The sequence below is a fragment of the Klebsiella sp. HMSC25G12 genome (assembly GCF_001807705.1).
In the GTDB taxonomy this organism is placed as follows: Bacteria; Pseudomonadota; Gammaproteobacteria; order Enterobacterales; family Enterobacteriaceae; genus Klebsiella; species Klebsiella variicola.
Genome location: NZ_KV789841.1, coordinates 1 through 18,882 on the forward strand (window position 1 = coordinate 1; position 18,882 = coordinate 18,882).

20 protein-coding genes are annotated in these 18,882 nt (G+C 60.3%); 10 read left to right on the plus strand and 10 right to left on the minus strand.

The window, feature by feature from the left end; genetic code table 11:
* Positions 1–42: 42 nt before the first annotated feature.
* Complete coding sequence (gene tusA, locus HMPREF3096_RS06345) at positions 43–288, minus strand: sulfurtransferase TusA (RefSeq protein ID WP_002920858.1); 246 nt, start codon at positions 286–288, stop codon at positions 43–45.
* A gap of 206 nt (positions 289–494) precedes the next feature.
* Between tusA and HMPREF3096_RS06350 the strand changes: the two genes are divergently transcribed.
* Complete coding sequence (locus HMPREF3096_RS06350) at positions 495–1,160, plus strand: 7-cyano-7-deazaguanine/7-aminomethyl-7-deazaguanine transporter (RefSeq protein WP_008806961.1); 666 nt, start codon at positions 495–497, stop codon at positions 1,158–1,160.
* Positions 1,161–1,233: 73 nt separating this feature from the next.
* Positions 1,234–1,791: a DcrB family lipoprotein gene (locus HMPREF3096_RS06355; RefSeq protein ID WP_012540380.1), complete on the plus strand. Its 558-nt coding sequence runs from the start codon at positions 1,234–1,236 to the stop codon at positions 1,789–1,791.
* Here the strand turns inward: HMPREF3096_RS06355 and HMPREF3096_RS06360 are convergent, their stop codons facing one another.
* The gene (locus HMPREF3096_RS06360) at positions 1,792–3,012 is read right to left on the minus strand and encodes an MFS transporter (RefSeq protein WP_008806959.1); all 1,221 of its coding nucleotides are present in this window, start codon (positions 3,010–3,012) and stop codon (positions 1,792–1,794) included.
* A 133-nt stretch (positions 3,013–3,145) separates the two neighbouring features.
* On the opposite strand from HMPREF3096_RS06360, the gene HMPREF3096_RS06365 reads away from it, so the two are divergent.
* Positions 3,146–4,195: an AI-2E family transporter gene (locus HMPREF3096_RS06365; RefSeq protein WP_032731377.1), complete on the plus strand. Its 1,050-nt coding sequence runs from the start codon at positions 3,146–3,148 to the stop codon at positions 4,193–4,195.
* On the opposite strand, the gene arnF is transcribed toward HMPREF3096_RS06365, so the two are convergent.
* From arnF to HMPREF3096_RS06405, 8 genes are all read right to left on the minus strand, one after another.
* Entirely contained in the window at positions 4,192–4,572 is a 381-nt protein-coding gene (arnF, locus tag HMPREF3096_RS06370) for a 4-amino-4-deoxy-L-arabinose-phosphoundecaprenol flippase subunit ArnF (RefSeq protein WP_008806957.1), read from the minus strand. The genes HMPREF3096_RS06365 and arnF overlap by 4 nt on opposite strands.
* Positions 4,572–4,910, minus strand: a complete 339-nt coding sequence (arnE, locus tag HMPREF3096_RS06375; protein WP_008806956.1) for a 4-amino-4-deoxy-L-arabinose-phosphoundecaprenol flippase subunit ArnE — start codon at positions 4,908–4,910, stop codon at positions 4,572–4,574. Before arnE ends, arnF begins: the two co-directional genes overlap by 1 nt.
* Entirely contained in the window at positions 4,907–6,562 is a 1,656-nt protein-coding gene (gene arnT / locus HMPREF3096_RS06380) for a lipid IV(A) 4-amino-4-deoxy-L-arabinosyltransferase (RefSeq protein WP_008806955.1), read from the minus strand. Before arnT ends, arnE begins: the two co-directional genes overlap by 4 nt.
* Positions 6,562–7,464, minus strand: coding sequence for a 4-deoxy-4-formamido-L-arabinose-phosphoundecaprenol deformylase (arnD, locus tag HMPREF3096_RS06385; RefSeq protein ID WP_012967111.1), 903 nt, complete (start codon positions 7,462–7,464; stop codon positions 6,562–6,564). The genes arnT and arnD overlap by 1 nt, the downstream gene beginning before the upstream one ends.
* A complete protein-coding gene (gene arnA / locus HMPREF3096_RS06390) occupies positions 7,461–9,446 on the minus strand; it encodes a bifunctional UDP-4-amino-4-deoxy-L-arabinose formyltransferase/UDP-glucuronic acid oxidase ArnA (RefSeq protein ID WP_032731382.1) in 1,986 nt (661 codons plus the stop codon). The genes arnD and arnA overlap by 4 nt, the downstream gene beginning before the upstream one ends.
* Positions 9,443–10,426 (minus strand): undecaprenyl-phosphate 4-deoxy-4-formamido-L-arabinose transferase, encoded by a 984-nt coding sequence (arnC, locus tag HMPREF3096_RS06395; RefSeq protein WP_008806952.1) that lies wholly within the window; start codon positions 10,424–10,426, stop codon positions 9,443–9,445. The genes arnA and arnC overlap by 4 nt, the downstream gene beginning before the upstream one ends.
* Before the next feature lies 1 nt (position 10,427).
* Positions 10,428–11,567: a UDP-4-amino-4-deoxy-L-arabinose aminotransferase gene (arnB, locus tag HMPREF3096_RS06400; RefSeq protein ID WP_012540377.1), complete on the minus strand. Its 1,140-nt coding sequence runs from the start codon at positions 11,565–11,567 to the stop codon at positions 10,428–10,430.
* Between the two features lie 396 nt (positions 11,568–11,963).
* Positions 11,964–12,470: a phenolic acid decarboxylase gene (locus HMPREF3096_RS06405; protein WP_012540376.1), complete on the minus strand. Its 507-nt coding sequence runs from the start codon at positions 12,468–12,470 to the stop codon at positions 11,964–11,966.
* Between the two features lie 97 nt (positions 12,471–12,567).
* Between HMPREF3096_RS06405 and HMPREF3096_RS06410 the strand changes: the two genes are divergently transcribed.
* The 7 genes from HMPREF3096_RS06410 to nikR all read left to right on the plus strand — a co-directional run bounded on the left by HMPREF3096_RS06410 (position 12,568) and on the right by nikR (position 18,848).
* Complete coding sequence (locus tag HMPREF3096_RS06410; protein ID WP_032731384.1) at positions 12,568–13,428, plus strand: LysR family transcriptional regulator; 861 nt, start codon at positions 12,568–12,570, stop codon at positions 13,426–13,428.
* Positions 13,429–13,567: 139 nt separating this feature from the next.
* Positions 13,568–15,136, plus strand: a complete 1,569-nt coding sequence (gene nikA, locus HMPREF3096_RS06415) for a nickel ABC transporter substrate-binding protein (protein ID WP_008806949.1) — start codon at positions 13,568–13,570, stop codon at positions 15,134–15,136.
* On the plus strand, positions 15,136–16,080 hold the full coding sequence (nikB, locus tag HMPREF3096_RS06420) for a nickel ABC transporter permease subunit NikB (protein ID WP_016161924.1): 945 nt from the start codon (positions 15,136–15,138) through the stop codon (positions 16,078–16,080). The genes nikA and nikB overlap by 1 nt, the downstream gene beginning before the upstream one ends.
* Positions 16,077–16,910 (plus strand): nickel ABC transporter permease subunit NikC, encoded by an 834-nt coding sequence (gene nikC, locus HMPREF3096_RS06425; protein ID WP_012967107.1) that lies wholly within the window; start codon positions 16,077–16,079, stop codon positions 16,908–16,910. Before nikB ends, nikC begins: the two co-directional genes overlap by 4 nt.
* Entirely contained in the window at positions 16,910–17,674 is a 765-nt protein-coding gene (locus HMPREF3096_RS06430; protein WP_008806946.1) for a nickel import ATP-binding protein NikD, read from the plus strand. The genes nikC and HMPREF3096_RS06430 overlap by 1 nt, the downstream gene beginning before the upstream one ends.
* On the plus strand, positions 17,671–18,462 hold the full coding sequence (gene nikE, locus HMPREF3096_RS06435) for a nickel import ATP-binding protein NikE (protein WP_012540373.1): 792 nt from the start codon (positions 17,671–17,673) through the stop codon (positions 18,460–18,462). Before HMPREF3096_RS06430 ends, nikE begins: the two co-directional genes overlap by 4 nt.
* Positions 18,450–18,848 (plus strand): nickel-responsive transcriptional regulator NikR, encoded by a 399-nt coding sequence (gene nikR, locus HMPREF3096_RS06440; protein WP_002921188.1) that lies wholly within the window; start codon positions 18,450–18,452, stop codon positions 18,846–18,848. Before nikE ends, nikR begins: the two co-directional genes overlap by 13 nt.
* Positions 18,849–18,882: the final 34 nt, after the last annotated feature.

The following is an 18,882-nucleotide window of genomic DNA, read 5'->3' on the forward strand; positions in this document are numbered from 1 at the left end:
GTAGCCCGGATAAGGCGCTACGCGCCGCTATCCGGGAAAAGCTCAGTGGCTTTTGCGGATCAGATAGCGGTACGGCAGGGCTTCGGTTTCCTGGGCCACCAGCTCATGCTCCATAAAGCGGCAGAATCCCGGGATATCGCGGGTGGTGGCCGGATCGTCAGCAATAATCAGCAGCGTCTCGCCGACCGGCATCGTCCGCACGGTTTTACGCACCATCATGACCGGCTCCGGGCAACGGAGCCCCAGGGCATCCAGGGTATGGTCAGGAGTGGAGAAAAGTTCGCTCATTTTAGTCTCACGTTAACAAAACGGCCCTAGTTTACCCCCAGTTCGCCAGTACGCAAGCCAGGTTAACGTTTGCGCGAAAAACAACCATTGCATTACGCCGACAACGCAGTATCATGCAGCCGTTTTTTATTGGGTTCCCTCACCCCAACGTTCCGCTGCCGATTGCTCATTCACCTGAAGCATGACGGGCATAAAAAGGTCACAATATGAATCCGTTTACTACCGTACAGCGCAAAAAAGCGCTCGTCTGGCTTTCGCTATTTCATCTGCTGGTCATCACCTCCAGCAACTATCTGGTTCAGCTGCCGATCTCCATTTTTGGTTTCCATACCACCTGGGGCGCGTTTAGTTTTCCGTTTATCTTTCTCGCCACCGATCTGACGGTACGCATTTTTGGCGCACCGCTGGCGCGACGCATCATTTTCGCGGTGATGGTCCCGGCGCTGGTTATCTCTTACGGCATCTCTGCGCTGTTCTACATGGGCGAGTGGCAGGGCTTTGCCGCGCTGGGCACCTTTAATCTCTTCGTCGCGCGCATCGCCATCGCCAGCTTTATGGCCTATGCACTGGGGCAGATCCTCGACGTCCACGTCTTCAACCGCCTGCGGCAGAGTCGCCACTGGTGGCTGGCCCCCACCGCCTCGACGCTGTTCGGCAACATCAGCGATACCGTCGCGTTCTTCTTTATCGCTTTCTGGCGCAGCCCGGACCCGTTTATGGCCGCCCACTGGGGGGAAATCGCCCTCGTCGACTACAGCTTTAAAGTGCTTATCAGCATTATTTTCTTCCTGCCGATGTACGGCGTGCTGTTAAATATGCTGTTGAAAAGACTGGCGGATAAATCTGATTTGTCGGCATTACAGCCGAGTTAAAGGTACTCGCGGGCCGATGTGTTAAGATAGCCGGATGAGCCATTAGTGGCCGTTTATCGAAAGGAAGATGTCAATGCGCAATTTGGTTAAATATGTCGGTATTGGCCTGCTGGTAATGGGGCTTGCCGCCTGCGATAACAGCGATTCAAAAGCGCCAACCGTTGGCGCAGCAGCGGAGAGCAATGCCAGCGGCCAGGCAATCAGCCTGCTGGATGGCAAACTGAGCTTCACCCTGCCTGCGGGCATGGCCGACCAGAGCGGCAAACTGGGTACCCAGGCGAACAACATGCACGTCTACTCTGACGCTACCGGCCAGAAAGCGGTCATCGTCATCGTCGGCGACAGCACCAATGAAGATCTGGCGGTACTGGCGAAACGACTGGAAGATCAGCAGCGTAGCCGCGACCCGCAGCTGCAGGTGGTGAGCAACAAATCGCTGGAGATGAAAGGCCATACCCTGCAGCAGCTGGACAGCATCATCTCTGCCAAGGGGCAGACCGCCTGGTCTTCAGTGATCCTCGGCAAAGTGGATGACAAACTGCTGACCCTGCAGGTGACCCTGCCGGCGGACAACCAGCAGCAGGCGCAGACCGAAGCAGAAAGCATCATCAACACCCTCACCATCCAGTAATTACTGGCCTGGTGCGATGGCCTCCGGTTCGCTAACCGGGGGCCGTTTTTTTAGCCGCCAGCCCAACAGCAGCGCCGCCATCACCAGCCCAGCCGCGGCGAGATAAATCATCGAGATCCCGGTCCACGCCATCAACAATCCGGCCAGCGGCCCGGTGACCCCCAACGACAAATCCATAAACACGGTATAGGTCGCCAGCGCCGACCCCTGATTGTGCTGCGGCACCGCTTTGACCGCCACCACCCCCAGCGCCGGGAAGACCAGCGAGAACCCCGCCCCGGTAAGGAAGGTACCGATTTTCGCCAGCAACGGCGTATCGGCAAAGCCGACCAGCAGTAGTCCGATAATCTCCACGCTAAAGCAGAGCATCGCCACGTTCAGTCCACCGAGGCGATTAATGCCGTTAGGAAACAGCAGCCGCGTGCCAACGAACGCGCAGCTGAATAACGTCAGAGCGAAAGCCGCGCCGTCCCAGCCTTTAGCGTCATAAAACAGCGTGATAAAGGTGGCGATCACCCCGAAGCCGGCGGAGGCCAGCGCCAGCGCCATACCGTAGGGCCAGACCCGGCCAAGCACCGCGCGAAACGACATCGCTTTACCTTTGGTAGCCTTCACCGCCGCGCGGGGCAGCGCACAGAGGATCGCCACCAGCGCCACCGCCATAATGACTACCGCCAGGCCGCTGAGGCCAATGTGTGAATAGCACAGCACGCCGAGCGGCGCGCCCATCGCCATCGCCCCGTAGGTCACAATCCCGTTCCACGAGATCACCCGCCCGATATGCAGCGAACCGACCACGCCGACGCCCCACAGCGTCGAGCCTGTGCCGGCGAAGCTCTGGCCGATACCAAGGATCACCCGTCCGAGGCATAACAGCAGCAAGCTAACCAGAGGCCAGCCGCTGCTCCAGGCCGCCAACAGATAGCTCAAACCGCTCAAAAAACAGCCGCAGAGACCGAAGACGACAATCTTTTTAGGCCCCAGCAGGTCGGCATAGCGCCCGGCATGCGGGCGGCTGAGCAGCGTGGCGAAATATTGCAGACTAATCACCAGCCCGGCCCAGAAAGCGCTAAAGCCCATGACATCATGCACATAGCCGGGCAGCACCGCCAGCGGCAGGCCGATGGTGAGATAGCTGGCAAAGTTAAAGATAACGACAGAGACAATCCGCAGATTGAGGCGCAGTCCATTGAGCGCCGGCTCGGCGACGGGTTCGGGCATCAGGTTCCACCAGATTTCGACAATCAGCTTTCACTATTACCACGCTGTCGGCGGAAAAGCAGCCCTCCTTTCGGAATATTGGCAGTCGGCGAACCGCTACACTTATCTGGCGCGACTCATAAAAGGAATCCCTATGTCCTCTCCGCAGGCTGATAAAGCCGGGCTCCATATTTTACTTAAGCTGGCAGCGTTAGTGATTATCCTCGCCGGGATCCACGCCGCCGCCGATATTCTGGTGCAGCTGCTGCTGGCGCTGTTTTTCGCTATTGTTCTCAACCCGCTGGTCACCTGGTTCATTCGCCGCGGGGTGCGGCGTCCGTTCGCCATTACCCTGGTGGTGACGGCGATGTTGGTGATGCTCACCGCGCTGCTTGGCGTACTGGCGGCGTCGCTCAATGACTTTGTCGCCATGCTCCCCGATTTCAACCGCGCCCTGACGCGCAAGATCCTCCAGCTCCAGGAGTATCTCCCTTTCCTTAATCTGCATATCAATCCGGAGCGCATGCTGCAGCGCATGGATTCAGAACGGCTGATGACCTGGGCCACGACGCTAATGACCCAGCTTTCCGGGGCGATGGCCAGCATCGTGCTGCTGGTGATGACAGTGATCTTTATGCTGTTTGAGGTTCGCCACCTGCCCTATAAACTGCGTTTTGCCCTCAATAACCCGCGCCTGCATATCGCCGGCTTGCACCGGGCGCTGAAAGGCGTCACCCATTATCTGGCGCTGAAGACGCTGATTAGCCTGTGGACCGGGCTGATTGTCTGGCTGGGGCTGCTGGCGATGGGGGTACAGTTCGCCCTGATGTGGGGGGTGCTGGCGTTTCTGCTGAACTATGTGCCGAACATTGGCTCCGCTATCTCCGCTATCCCCCCGATGCTGCAGGCGCTGCTGTTTAGCGGCATTTATGAGTGCCTGTTGGTCGGGGCGCTGTTTCTGGTGGTGCATATGGTGCTGGGCAACATGGTGGAGCCGCGCATGATGGGCCATCGGCTGGGAATGTCGACCCTGGTGGTGTTCCTGTCGTTGCTGGTCTGGGGCTGGCTGCTGGGGCCGGTGGGGATGCTGCTCTCGGTACCGTTAACCAGCGTCTGTAAAATCTGGATGGAGACCACCGTCGGAGGCAGCAAGCTGGCGATCCTGCTCGGCCCGGGCCGTCCCAAAAGCCGGCTCCCCGGCTAGCGGCGTTTGACCGGCCAGAAGATGGTCAACACGCCGGCGACAATGATCGTCACGCCCAGCAGCGATTGCCAGTAGAACGGCTCATGCCAGCCGGGCAACCAGATGGCGGCGGCCCACACGAGGATATAGCTCAGGCTCAGCAGGGCATACGCTTTCGACAGCGGCAGGCGATGCAGGGCAAAGTACCAGCAGACCATCGACAGCAGGTAGCCCAGCAGGCCGAAAAACAGGCCGAAGGTCCCGGGCTGGAAATGCAGCAGATGCTGGAGAAATGCCACAATATCGGTCAGCGGCGGCAAGGCCACCATGGCGCTGCGCAGCAGCAACTGCGCGGCGCTGACGAGGCCGACGCTGAATAATGCCCAGAGAAAGCCCATCAGACGCTGGTCCCCAGAATGACAATGCCCACGACGATCAACCCGACGCCAAGCCAGTGACGGCGAGCGACCGGCTCATGCCAGATGCCCCAGCCCGCGAGGGTAACCCAGACGAAATTCAGGCTCAGCATCGGATAGGCGATGCTGACCGGAATAGACTGCAGCACGCTCAGCCACAGCAGCATGCCGCAGCCCAGGCATAACAGCGCCATCCCCAGCCAGAAGAGTATATGGCGACTCCGCCGTCCGCGACGGGACGGGCGGGTCGCCTGTTTCTGGCAGAGTTGCCCGGCGCAGCTCAGCAGGCTGGCGAACACCAGACAGATCCAGACGCTCATTGCGGCAGATACTGAAGGAAGACCACCCGACCCAGCTCGTAGGCGTTATCTGGCTTCGGTAACGGTAAGTCAACCATACTCTCTCCTTTATCCATCAACAGCACCAGCGAGACCGGCCCCTGCTGACGGTGCGTGGCCAGCCAGTCGGCAAAACCGGCCTGGCTGACAAAGCTTCCCTGAGCATCCGGCCAGTCGAGACCGTACTTCAGCTCACCCTGTTTGTCGAACATAATAATATCGCTGCGCTTCAGCTCCCAGGCCAGGCCGCCGGCGATCCCAACGTTGTTGGTCAGGACGTAACGGCTGGGCTGCAGGGATTCACTGACGATATCCACGAGGAACTGCGGCTGTTTGCTGTCGATAACCCGGTCCGGGATGGCGAAGCCCACCAGCAGCGCCAGGCCGAGCGGACAGAGCGCGGCGAGGCTCCAGCGGCGGCCAGGGTTTTTCATCGCCAGCCAGCCCATCAGCGCCCAGACGGCGAAGGCGATCGCCGCCAGCAGACATTTATACAGCTCAATCTTGGTCCACACCGGCTTGTGCATCACGCCCCAGGGTGAGACCACCAGCACGGCGATCAGCCCCAGCAGGCCAACGCCCAGGTTGATCATCCCGTTGATGCGCAGCGCTTTTGCGCCGGTCTTTGCGGCCTCCAGCGCGTAGCGGGCCATCAGAATCGACAGCGGCGCAAAGCACGGCAGGATATAGGTCGGCAGTTTGCCTTTGGCGATACTGAAGAACAGGAACGGCATCGCCACCCAACCCAGCAGATACAGCGCGCCGCGAGCCTCATCGCGCTCAAGCCAGCCGCGCTTCAGCGCCCCCGGCAGCAGGGCCAGCCACGGCAGGCTGCCGGCGATCAGGAACGGAATGTAGTACCAGAACGGCGCTTTGTGCTGGGCATCTTTTTCGGCAAAACGCTGAATATGCTCGACCCAGAAGAAGTAGCGCCAGAAGTCCGGCTCGCGCTGGGCGATAGCCAGCCCCCAGGGCAGCACCACCAGCGTACAGACGATCACCGCCAGCCAGCCGTAGGTCAGCACTTCACGCCAGCGTTTACGGGCGATCACCCACGGCAGCACGCCCACCACCGGCACCGCCAGCGCCAGGAAGCCCTTGGTCATCACCCCCATACCGCAGGCGACGCCCAGCAGCGCGTAGCCCAGTATTTTGCCGCTGCGGCTCTGCGCCTGCGCCGCGCCCCAGAAGCTGCACATCGCCAGCGCCAGCCACAGGGTGATCATCGGGTCCAGCACCGCATAGGTGCCAATCGCATACACCAGCATCGCGGTAAGGAAAATCACCGGCGACAGGACAGCCACCTTTTTGTCGCGAAAGACGCGCCACGCCAGCCAGGCCACCAGCAGGGCAGTCATGGTGATAGCGAAGACCGACCCAAAGCGTACGCCGAAGTTATTATGGCCAAACAGCCACTGACCGATACTGTTGATCCAGTAACCGGCAATCGGCTTTTCGAAGTAGCGCAATCCGAGAAAATGCGGCACCACCCAGTCACCGGTGGCCAGCATTTCACGGCTGATCTCCGCATAGCGGGTTTCATCGGGTTGCCAGAGCAAACGAAAATTAAGCGGCAGCAGGTAATACAGCGCAAACAGCGCAATCAGAGAGACGCCATAGCGAATGCTTTTCATCAAACACCCGAAGTCAGTAATTGTTCACGTCCGAGCCAGCCTTCCCGGCCAGCCAGTTCACCCCGAACCACTTTGCCAGACGGCAGCTCGCTAAAGTCAGCGGGCAGCAGCTGGCTCAGTGGGCAAAACTGAATTTCCTCTTCCGCCGCCATGGTCAGCAGTTCATTGAACTGATCGGCGTAAGCAATACCTTCCACTTCGGCGTGAATGGTATAGACCGGCACGCCCGGGTCGCGATGGATGCAGTCGAGCAGGTAGCGGTTAAAGCCGGCGATATCGACCGCCGTGCCCACCGCCTCATCCCAGGTCGGCAGCGTGACCGGGATCTGCACCGTACCGAACGTGCCGCTACCGAGCTGGGGCAGGAACGGCCGCGTGCCGCGACAGTCGCTGTTGTAGAGAAAATCGAAGGATTCTTTGGCTTTGACCACCCGCTGATCGGCGCGCCAGCCGGCGACAGCCGAACAGGTGACCGGCCGGCCGATGATGCGTTCCAGTTCGAGCAGGCCGCGCTCAACCTCCAGCGTCAGCCGTTCCTGCGGCCAGACGCCGCTCCACGCCTGCCAGCTGTAGTGATCCCAGGCATGCAGCCCGACTTCATGAGACTCGGCGGTCGCGCGGATCACCGCTTCGTTACCCGCGCCGATGCGGCGTCCCGGCCACGCGGTGCCAGCCAGCAGAATATCCCAGCCGTACAGCGAAGCCGCTCTGGAACGCAGCATCTTCCACAGAAACTTCGGTTTTACCAGGCGCCACAGATGGCGCCCCATATTGTCCGGCCCGACGCTGAAGAAGAAGCTTGCCTGGATCCCGTGCTGGCCCAGCAGGTCCAGCAGCCGTGGAACGCCGTCCCGCGTTCCGCGAAAGGTATCGACATCTATGCGTAAGCCGACCTGTTTCATGGATTTTTATCGTCCACCAGTTCAACTGTACGCAGGAAGAAGTCCAGCGTGTGTTCGACCGTTTCTTCCATCTCCACCTTCGGTTCCCAGTTCAGGCAGCGTTTGGCGTTGCGAATGCTCGGCTTACGATGCTCAACGTCCTGGTAGCCCTTCCCGTAGTAATCGCTGCTTTCCACTTCACGGAAGCCGGCAAACGGCGGGAAGCGATCGCGCAGCGGATGGCGTTCGAAGCAGGCGAGCAGCATTTCGGCCAGCTCTTTGATGCTCGCTTCGTTTTCCGGGTTGCCGATGTTGATGATCTGCCCGTCGCAGCGGCCGTCTTTGTTCTCGATGATGCGGAACAGCGCTTCGATACCGTCGCTGATATCGGTGAAGCAGCGCTTCTGCTTGCCGCCCTCGATGAGCTTGATCGGCGACCCTTCCACCAGGTTGAGGATCAGCTGGGTGATGGCGCGGGAACTACCGATACGCGCGGCGTTGAGGTTATCCAGGCGCGGCCCCATCCAGTTGAACGGACGGAACAGGGTGAACTTAAGATCGTACTTATCGCCGTAGGCCCAAATCACGCGATCCAGCAGCTGCTTGGAAACCGAGTAGATCCAGCGCTGTTTGTTGATCGGCCCGACCACCAGATTGGAGGTATCTTCGTCGAAGTTTTTATCGGTGCACATGCCATACACTTCAGAGGTCGACGGGAAGATGATGCGCTTATTGTATTTCACGCAATCGCGGATGATCTTCAGGTTCTCTTCGAAATCCAGCTCGAACACACGCAGCGGGTTGCGGGTGTATTCGATAGGGGTGGCGATGGCCACCAGCGGCAACACCACGTCGCATTTCTTAATGTGATACTCGATCCACTCGGAGTGAATGCTGATATCGCCTTCCACGAAGTGGAAACGCGGGCTCTCAAGGAAACGGCTGATGGCGTCGGAGCCGATATCCAGGCCGTAAATTTCATAGTTGTCGTCCTGCAGCAGGCGCTCGGTCAAATGGTTACCGATAAAGCCATTGACGCCGAGGATCAGCACGCGGGTGCGACGCTTAATCGCCACCACCGGTTTGCTGCTGATCACCGCCCCGGACACCAGGCCCAGCGCCTGCGCCAGCTGAGCGCCCTGCATGTACACACCGCGTTCGGTCTGGCCGGTGACAATTTCCAGCGCCCCGTCCTGGCACGCCACGATCAGCGGCGCAACGGAGATAACGGTACCCGGTTTGGCTGCCGGCAGATCGTGGCGGACGCGGGATTTCCAGACGATGAACTTGTTCGCGCCAGCGTAGCCGAAGGCGCCCGGCCACGGATCCGAGACGGCACGCACCAGATTGTGCAGGGTCTGCGCCGGCTGCTCCCAGTCGAGGCGGCCATCCTCCGGGGTACGACGCCCCACGTAGGTCGCCTGGCTGTGATCCTGCGGGCGCTCTGCGGTTTTTCCTTCAAGGATCGCCGGCAACGCCTGGCCCAGCAGCTCAGTGGCGGCGGCGCACAGCTTACGATGCAGCGTCAGGGCCGCGTCATCCGGGCCAATCGCCACGGTTTGCTGGGCGACGATATCGCCGGCATCCGCGCGGTTCACCATGCGGTGCAGGGTGACGCCGGTTTCGCTTTCGCCATTGACCAGCACCCAGTTCAGCGGCGCACGGCCACGATATTTCGGCAGCAGCGAACCGTGCAGGTTGAACGCCCCTTTCGGCGCCAGATTGAGGATCTCATCGCCCAGCAGGTTGCGGTAGTAGAAGGAGAACAGCACGTCCGGCTTCATCTCGCGGATACGCTCAATCCACAGCGGATGGTTCACGTCTTCCGGCGCCCACACTGGAATGCCCTGCTCGGCGGCAAGGCGCGCCACGGAGCCAAAGAAATGGTTTTCGCCAGGGTTATCCGGGTGGGTGAAAATAGCAGCGATATCATACCCGGAGTCCAGCAGGGACTGGATACCGGTGCAGCCCATATCGTGATAAGCGAAGACTACGGCTTTCATGAACGATCTTCCTCTTTAGATGCCGTTTCCGGCTGGCGAACAACACGTTGAATAAAGTAGCGGGGACGAGCGCGAACGTCGTTATAGATGCGTCCGATATACTCGCCGAGCAGGCCCATACCGATAAACTGGGCGCCGATGAACATAAACAGCACGGCGAAGAGCATGAACACCCCTTCCGCCGCCCACTGCGGGCCAAAGGCCAGGCGCAGCACCACCAGCAGCAGGCCGAAGGCGAAGCCCAGCAGGGCAATCACGCTGCCGAAAATGCTGAGCAGACGCAGCGGCGTGGTGGTCAGACAGGTCACCAGGTCGTACATCAGGTTGATCAGGCGCATGAAGCTGTATTTGGAGTCGCCGAATTCGCGCTCGGCATGCATCACCGGGATCTCGACCGCGCGACGGGCGAAGGTATTCGCCAGGATCGGGATAAAGGTGCTGCGCTCGTGGCAGTTGAGCATCGCGTCGATAATATGGCGGCGGTAAGCGCGCAGCATGCAGCCGTAGTCGCCCATCGCTTTGCCGGTGGTGCGCTGGATCAGGCGGTTGATCATCTTCGAGGCGCTTTTGCGGAAGATGCTGTCCTGACGGTTCTGGCGGACGGTGCCCACCACGTCGTAGCCTTCATCAGCCTTCTCTACTAACCGCGGAATTTCCTCCGGTGGGTTTTGCAGATCGGCATCAAGGGTAATAATCAGATCGCCCGTCACATGGCTAAAGCCGGCCATGATCGCCGAGTGCTGGCCGTAGTTACGGTTTAACAGCACGGCGACGACGTGACTGCCTTCCGCCTCGGCGGCTTCGGTCAGCATGCGCGCGGAATCGTCGCTGCTGCCATCGTCGATCAGCAGAATTTCATATTGCCGCCCCAGCGTGGCGCAGGCGGTATCCGTACGACGAAGCAGTTCCGGCAGACTATCCTGTTCGTTATAAACCGGGATAACCACCGAGACCTTCTTCACGGGAGGGTAAGTAAGCATATCAACGTCCTGACAGCTGGCGCAGTGCGGAAATGACGCGAGTGACATCGTCATCGGTCATGTCCGGGAACAACGGGAGAGAACAGATGCGGGCGCTGTTCCATTCGGTATTTGGCAGGGAAACCTCAGGGAAGCGCTCGCGGTAATATTTTTGCGTATGAGCCGCACGGAAATGCAGACCCGTGCCGATACCCATCGCCTTCAGCTTTTCCATCAGCGCGTCGCGGCTGATGCCGCATGCGGCCTCATCGACGCGGATGATAAACAAGTGCCAGGCGTGCTGGTGATCCCATGCCGGGACGGTCAGCGGTTTAAACGGCGTGTCCGCCAGCTCGCGCAGGTAGCGCTGGGCAATCTCCGTCCGGCGCTGATTGGCGTGGCTCAGTTTTTCCAGCTGGACCAGCGCCAGAGCGGCGTTGATATCGGCAAGGTTGTACTTGAAGCCCGGGGTGATCACCTCCGCCTGCGGCGCGCGGCCGTGGGTCTGACGATCATAGGCGTCCACGCCCAGACCATGGAATTTCAGACTGCGGATACGGGAGGCCAGCTCGTCGTCGTCGGTGACAATCAGCCCGCCTTCGGCGCAGGTCATGTTCTTGATCGCGTGGAACGAGAAAATGGCGGTCCCCTGCCAGCCAATGTGGCGGCCTTTATAATGGGTACCCGCCGCATGGGCGGCATCTTCAATCACCGGAATGCCGTGGCGCTCGCCCACCGCGCGAATGGCGTCGATGTCGGCTGGCGCGCCCGCGTAGTGCACGGGAATTATCGCTTTGGTACGCGAAGTGATCGCCGCTTCCACCGCGTCAGGGGTAATCATCAGATTGTCGTTATCGACATCGATCATCACCGGCGTAGCGCCCAGCAGGCAGATCATATTGAGAGTGGAGACCCAGGTCTGGGACGGCGTAATGACTTCATCGCCGGGGCCAATACCCAGAGCCATCAGGGTCACATGCATCCCGCCGGTCGCTGAACTGACGGCAATCGCGTGGCGGTTGCCGGTCAGCTGGCAGAATGCCGCTTCGAGTGCCTGATTCTTCGGTCCGGTGGTGATCCAGCCCGACGCTAAAACTTCACGCAGCGCAGCCAGCTCTGCGTCGCCCATCGACGGGCGCGAAAACGGCAAAAAATCGCTCATCATCATCCTGTTCTGTAGTTGACCCACGCACAAATCAGGGTCGTTAGAATAAAATATCCTGCGCCTGCGGACTTAAACGAAATTAAAATGAAGTGAGTTCAGCGCGGCATTCCATTTCAGGGTATTTCGACCACTATTAATGTAGTCGACCTTGCTTAGGATAATATTAAGAAATTAATATTTTCTCAGAATAAGTAATAACTCATTACTAAACAGTATGATAGGAATTTTTTATGGCAGGGGTATGACAGGAAAGCGTTCCTGTTAAGCGGCAAGAAACAGGAACGCAATAGCAAAAAGTAAACGGGAATTAAACCAATACACAATACTTTAATTAGCGATCGTCACGCTTAATGACAAAATGTTAGCGCAGATCACAAAGTTATTTCTGCTGAATTACAAGTTTGCAGGAAAATCCGCAGGTAATTCGCTCGCCGGGCAATTAATGACCTCGTCATTATCGGCGCCACAGTCGCGAATGAAGGTGATAGTGGCGAACTCGTCAATCACTTCCGTTGGATAGGCCGGGCCGGCATCACGGTACGAATTCATCAGCGGAATATGGTCGTTCTGGAAGCAGACGGTTTTTTCCGGGTTATTCATGATCCAGCGCGGGAAGAAAATGGTGCCGTGGAACAGTTTGTCGCCCAGGTTGACGATTAGGCTGACGTCGGTGCCGGTCGGTTCGGTCCAGGAGATTTTGTAGATACTTTCCCCCACCCGCACGATGTACGCTTCCTGATCTTTCACCCAGCGATTGCCGACGATGCCGCTGTGAATACGGTAGTCGAGGGTGTGGCCATTTTTGACGTAAATCTCGTAGTTCCAGCCGTTGTCGTAGGTATAGACCAGATGTTTACCGATAAAGCCGCTGAGGTCATGTTTGTCGAAAGTGCTCATCATTTATTCTCCTCTGTTTTGTTGAGGACAGCATACGTCTTTAAAAAATGAATGAATAACGCTATGTTTGGATTAAATACATCCAAATTTTAGATTGATTATGCACAAGACAACCCTGGAGCAATGGGCGTTACTCGAAAAGGTAGTGGAATTGGGGAGCTTTGCCAGAGCGGCGGAGGAGACCAACCGCAGTCAGTCTTCGGTGAGCTATAATCTCGCGCTGCTGCAGGAGCGCTTAGGCGTGGCGCTACTGGCGCCGTCCGGCCGGCGGGCGGTACTCACCCCCGCGGGTGAACTACTGCTAAATCAGGTCAAACCGCTGCTGCAGGCCTTTGCCTACGTCGAGACCCACGCCGCCACTCTGCGCAACGGGGCGCGCACCCGCCTGGATCTGGTGGTCGACAGCATTTTCCCTCGTCAGCGACTATTCGCGATTTTACGCCAGTTTCAGCAGCGCTATCCGCAGACCCAGGTCAGACTCACCGAAGTGCTGGAAAACGTTGATGACGAGAGCGCGGCGCGGACGGAAGCCGATGTGATGGTGCTGACCCGCCGCCAGGATATTACCGGCCGCGGAGAGTGGCTGATGAATATTGATTTCATTGCCGTCGCCCACCGCGACCACCCTCTTGCCGCGCTCCACGGGCCGCTGGAGGACAGCACGCTGGCGCCGTGGCCGCTGGTGCGCATTGCCGATCAGACCGGCGATGGTCAGGCGACGCGTGACGCCTGGACCTTCTCCACCATTGACGCCGCCATTGATGCGGTGATGTATCAGGTCGGGTTCGGCTGGCTGCCGGAAGAGCGCATTCGCCCCCATCTCGACCAGGGCGTGCTGAAGCGGCTGCCCCTCAGCCACGGCGCGCGCCGCGCGACGCCGCTGCATCTGATCGTCAAGCGGGACCTGGCGCCGATCGACGAACAGGTGGCCACGCTGCTGGGCTTATTCCGGGCGCCCTGAGAGGCGCAGGCGGTGTTTACCGCCCGTATGTAATGATACGATTTTCTTATACTTTCCGGCGCAATATTGATCCAGGTTACTCCCAAAGTATGATGAATCACTAAAATCGTCATACTTTCCTGTCGCTGAGATCGCCGTCTTGTCTACTATCCGCCTCACCCTGCTGGCGCTGGTTGCCTGCGTCCCTTTACTGGCTCAGGCCGCGCCGCACCAGCTCACCACCGCCTGGCCGGTTAACGTCGGCCCGCTGAATCCCCATCTCTATACGCCCAACCAGATGTTTGCCCAAAGCATGGTTTATGAACCGCTGGTGAAGTATCAGGCTGACGGCAGCGTACAGCCCTGGCTGGCGACCCGCTGGCGTCACGCCGCCGATGGTAAAACCTGGTGGTTCACCCTGCGCGACGATGTGACCTTCTCCAATGGCGAACCGTTTAACGCCCAGGCCGCGGCGGCCAATTTCCAGGCGGTGCTGGCCAACCGCCAACGCCATGCCTGGCTTGAGCTCGCCAACCAGATCACCGACGTGCGGGCGCTCAGCGCCACTGAGTTGCAGATCACTCTGAAAAGCGCCTACGCGCCCTTACTCCAAGAGCTGGCCCTGCCCCGCCCGTTCCGCTTCATCGCGCCCTCGCAGTTTATCGATGGCGGCACCGCCAGGGGCATTAAAGCCCCGATCGGCACCGGTCCGTGGCGACTGGCGAGCTCGCAGCTCAATCAGCGCGATGTGCTGGTACGCAATGAGCGCTACTGGGGTCGTAAACCGGCACTGCAGCAAATCACCATCAAGGTGATCCCCGACGCCACCAGCCGGGCGGTGGCGTTCGAAACCGGGGAAATCGATATGCTCTACGGTGACGAAGGGCTGCTGCCGCTGGACACCTTCGAACGTTTTCGCCATCACCCCGGCTACGTGGCGCGCCTGTCCGCCCCGGTGGAAACGGTGATGCTGGCGCTGAACGCCAGCCAGGGCCCGACCCGCGAGCAGGCGGTTCGTGAGGCGCTCAACTACGCCGTCGATAAACAGACCCTTGTCGATAGCGTGTTGTATGGCACCCAGCAGGTTGCCGACACCCTGTTTGCCCCCTCGGTCCCCTACGCGCCGCAGGATCTGACGCCGCGCCGTTACGACCCGGCAAAAGCCCGCGCCCTGCTGGAGCAGGCTGGCTGGCAGCAGCCGGATGGCCAGCCCTGGCGACAAAAAGCCGGGCAACCGCTGGCGATTGAGCTGGCGTTTATCGGCACCGACGCGCTGGCTAAATCAATGGCCGAAATTATTCAGGCCAATCTGCGGCAGGTCGGCGTCCAGGTCACCCTGGTGGGTGAGGAGGAGAGCAGCATTTACGCCCGCCAGCGCGAAGGCCGCTTCGGTATGATCTTCAATCGCACCTGGGGCGCGCCCTACGATCCGCATGCCTTTTTAAGCTCGATGCGCGTCCCGTCGCATGCGGATTACCAGGCCCAGCGAGGCCTGCCGGACAAGGCGCTGATTGATAAAGAGATTAGCGAAGTACTGACCACGGGGGACGAGGCGCTGCGGAGAAAACGGTACCACGATGTGCTGACCCGCCTGCATCAGGACGCGGTGTATCTGCCCATCAGCTATGTCTCGCTGATGTCGGTTGCGCACCAGGAGGTCGGGGAGATCCCGTTCGCCCCGGTGACCACCGAGATCCCTTTCGATCAGATTAACCCGGTAACGCCATAATGCTACGCTATATTTTACGCCGCCTGCTGCTGCTGATCCCGCTGCTGCTCGCCGCCTCCGCCATCATCTTTCTGCTGCTGCGGCTCGGCACCGGTGACCCGGCGCTGGATTATTTACGCCTGTCGAACCTGCCGCCCACTGAAGAGATGGTTGCCTCGACCCGCGAGCTGCTGGGGCTCAACCAGCCGCTGGCGATGCAGTATCTGCACTGGCTGTGGCGGGCGCTGCACCTGGATTTCGGTCTCTCCTATGCCACCCAGCGCCCGGTGCTGGATGACCTGCTGCACTTCCTGCCAGCCACCCTGCTGCTCACCGGCGCGGCGCTGGCGCTGATCCTCGTCACCTCCCTGCCGCTGGGCATCTGGGCGGCGCGCCATCGCGATCGCCTGCCGGACTATGTGGTACGGCTGATTGCCTTTCTTGGCGTCTCAATGCCGAACTTCTGGCTGGCCTTTCTGCTGGTGATGCTCTTTTCCGTGCATCTGCAGTGGCTCCCGGCGATGGGGTATGGCGACTGGCAGCACCTGATTTTGCCCGCCGTCTCCATCGCCTTTATGTCGCTGGCGATCAACGCCCGCCTGCTGCGCGCCAGCATGCTGGACGCCGCCAGCCAGCGTCACGTGATATGGGCGCGGCTACGCGGATTGAGCGCGCGCCAGGTGGAGCGCCGACATATCCTGCGCAATGCCACCCTGCCGGTGGTGACCGCCATGGGCATGCACATTGGCGAGCTGATCGGCGGCACCATGATTATCGAAAATATCTTTGCCTGGCCCGGGGTCGGCCGCTACGCAGTTTCCGCCATTTTCAATCGCGATTACCCGGTGATCCAATGCTTTACCCTGATGATGGTGACGGTGTTCGTGCTGGCTAATCTGGCGGTAGATGTGCTTAACGCGGCGCTCGACCCGCGCCTGCGCCGCCACGAGGAGGTGAGCGCATGAGATGGCTACAAAGCTTTCGCTGGCCGGTAAAACTGGCCATGCTGGTTATCGCGCTGTTGGCAGTCATCGCCATCGGCAGTGGCTGGTGGCTGCCCTGGGATCCAGCGGCGATTGACCTTCAGCAGCGGCTGCTACCGCCGGGCGCAGCGCACTGGCTCGGCACCGATCATCTCGGCCGGGATATTTTCTCACGCCTGCTGGCCGCCACCCGCGTTTCGCTGGGGGCGGTGATGGCTTGTCTGCTGCTGGTGCTGCTGATCGGTCTGGCGGTCGGCGGCAGCGCCGGGCTGCTGGGCGGCCGCGCCGACCGCGGCCTGATGCGCCTCGCCGAACTGTTTATGACCTTTCCGACCTCGATCCTGTCGTTCTTTATGGTGGGGGTGCTGGGTACCGGGTTGACCAACGTGATCCTCGCCATTGCGCTGTCGCACTGGGCCTGGTATGCCAGAATGGTGCGTAACCTGGTGGTTTCCCTGCGCCAGCGCGAATTTATCCTCGCCGCCCGACTGAGCGGCGCCAGCCAGTGGCGGCTGTTCAGCGACCATCTGGCCGGGGCGGTGATCCCCTCGCTGCTGGTGCTCGCCTCGCTGGATATCGGACATATGATGCTTCACGTGGCCGGCATGTCGTTCCTCGGTCTCGGCGTCAGCGCGCCGACGGCGGAATGGGGGGTAATGATCAACGACGCCCGACAGTATATCTGGACCCAGCCGCTGCAAATGGTCTGGCCGGGGCTGGCGCTGTTCATCAGCGTGATGGCTTTTAACCTGCTGGGCGACGCGCTGCGCGATCGTCTCGATCCCCACCTGATCGCGGAGCATAGCCACTGATGCCGCAGAAGATCCAACTGGAACAGATCTCGCTTGCCGCTGACCGACCGCTGGTCAGCGACGTTTCCTTCACCCTGCGCCGCGGGCAGGTGCTGGCGCTGCTCGGCAGCAGTGGCTGCGGAAAATCGCTGACCTGCGCCGCCGCGCTGGGCATGTTGCCGCCTGGCGTCAGGCAAACCGCCGGCCGGGTGCTGCTCGACGGCATTCCGGTGCACGGCGAACAACTGCGCGGCACGACTATTGCCACTATCATGCAAAACCCACGCAGCGCCTTTAATCCACTGCAGACCATGGCCGCGCACGCCCGGGAAACCTGCCGGGCAGCGGGTCGTGAAACAAATGACGCCGTGCTGCTGGCTGCGATGGAGGAAGTGGGTCTGGACAATCCACGGGCGCTGCTGAAGCGCTACCCCTTTGAGATGAGCGGCGGCATGCTGCAGCGGATGATGGTCGCTCTCGCCCTGCTCAGCCGCGCGCCCTTTATCATCGCCGACGAGCCGACGACCGATCTCGATGCCATCGCCCAGGCGCGCATTCTCGATCTGCTGGCGGATATCGTCGCCAGGCGCGGTCTGGGGCTGCTGCTGGTGACGCATGATATGGGCGTCGTGGCGCGGCTGGCGCATCACGTGACGGTCATGGAGAACGGTCGCCTCGTTGAACACTGCGATGTGAATACGCTATTTAGCGCCCCGCGGCACCCGCTCAGCCAGCGCCTGCTGGCCGCGCATCTGGCGCTGTACGGCCTGGAGAAAACACCATGAATTTACTCAGCGTCACCGGAGTGAGTCACGATTATCCTCACCACGGCAGGGTCCTGCATGCGATCCATCTCGCCATCGCCCCCGGCGAAACGGTGGCCCTGCTCGGACGCAGCGGCTGTGGGAAAAGCACCCTGGCGCGGATGCTGGTGGGTCTGGAAACGCCGCAGCACGGTGATATTGCCTGGCGCGGCACGCCGCTGACTGCCCTCAAGGGCGAGGCCATCGGCGCCTTCCGCCGTGATATTCAGCTGGTATTTCAGGATGCCTTCAGCGCGGTGAATCCGCGCAAAACGGTGCGCGAGATCGTCAGCGAACCGCTACGCCATCTGTTACGCTTGTCGCGTGAGGCGCGTTCGCGGCGGGTGGAAGAGATGCTGCTGGCCGTCGACCTCGCGCCGTCGCTGCTCGATAAGCGCCCGGCGCAGCTCAGCGGCGGACAGCTGCAGCGCGTCTGCCTGGCACGCGCCCTGGCGGTACGGCCGCAGCTGTTGATCCTGGATGAAGCGGTTTCAAATCTCGATCTGCTGCTGCAGGCGGAGATTATCGCCCTGCTGAAGCGTCTGCAGGCGCAGTTTGACACCGCCTGCCTGTTCATCACCCACGACCTGCGGCTGGTGGAGCGCTTTTGCCAGCGAGTGCTGGTGATGGAGCACGGGCGCATCGTCGAAACCGCGACGGTCAGCTTACCGCTGCGCCTGCACTCCCCTGCCGGACAGGCGCTCCAGCAAGCGGTGCTCCCCCCTTTTCCTGCCACTCTGCTAAACGAGGCCATGCCATGCAGCGCGTAACCCTGACCCTTGATGATGACCTGCTGGCCGCCCTCGATGCGCTCAGCGCCCGCCGTGGCTACCACAATCGCTCGGAGGCGGTACGCGATATTCTGCGCGACGCCCTCAACCAGGATCCTCCGTCGCCGGAATCACGGCGCGGGTATGCCGTCCTGTCGTACGTGTATGAACATGAGAAACGCGAACTGGCGAGCCGGCTGGTGGCCACCCAGCATCATCATCACGATCTCTCCGTCGCCACGCTGCATGTGCATATCAGTCATGACGACTGCCTCGAGATTGCGGTGCTGAAAGGTGACATGGCCGAGGTACAGCATTTTGCCGACGACGTGATTGCCCAGCGCGGCGTGCGGCATGGGCATTTGCAGTGTTTAGCGGATGATTAATTATTTGAAAATTCTTGGGTGGTTTATCAACAGT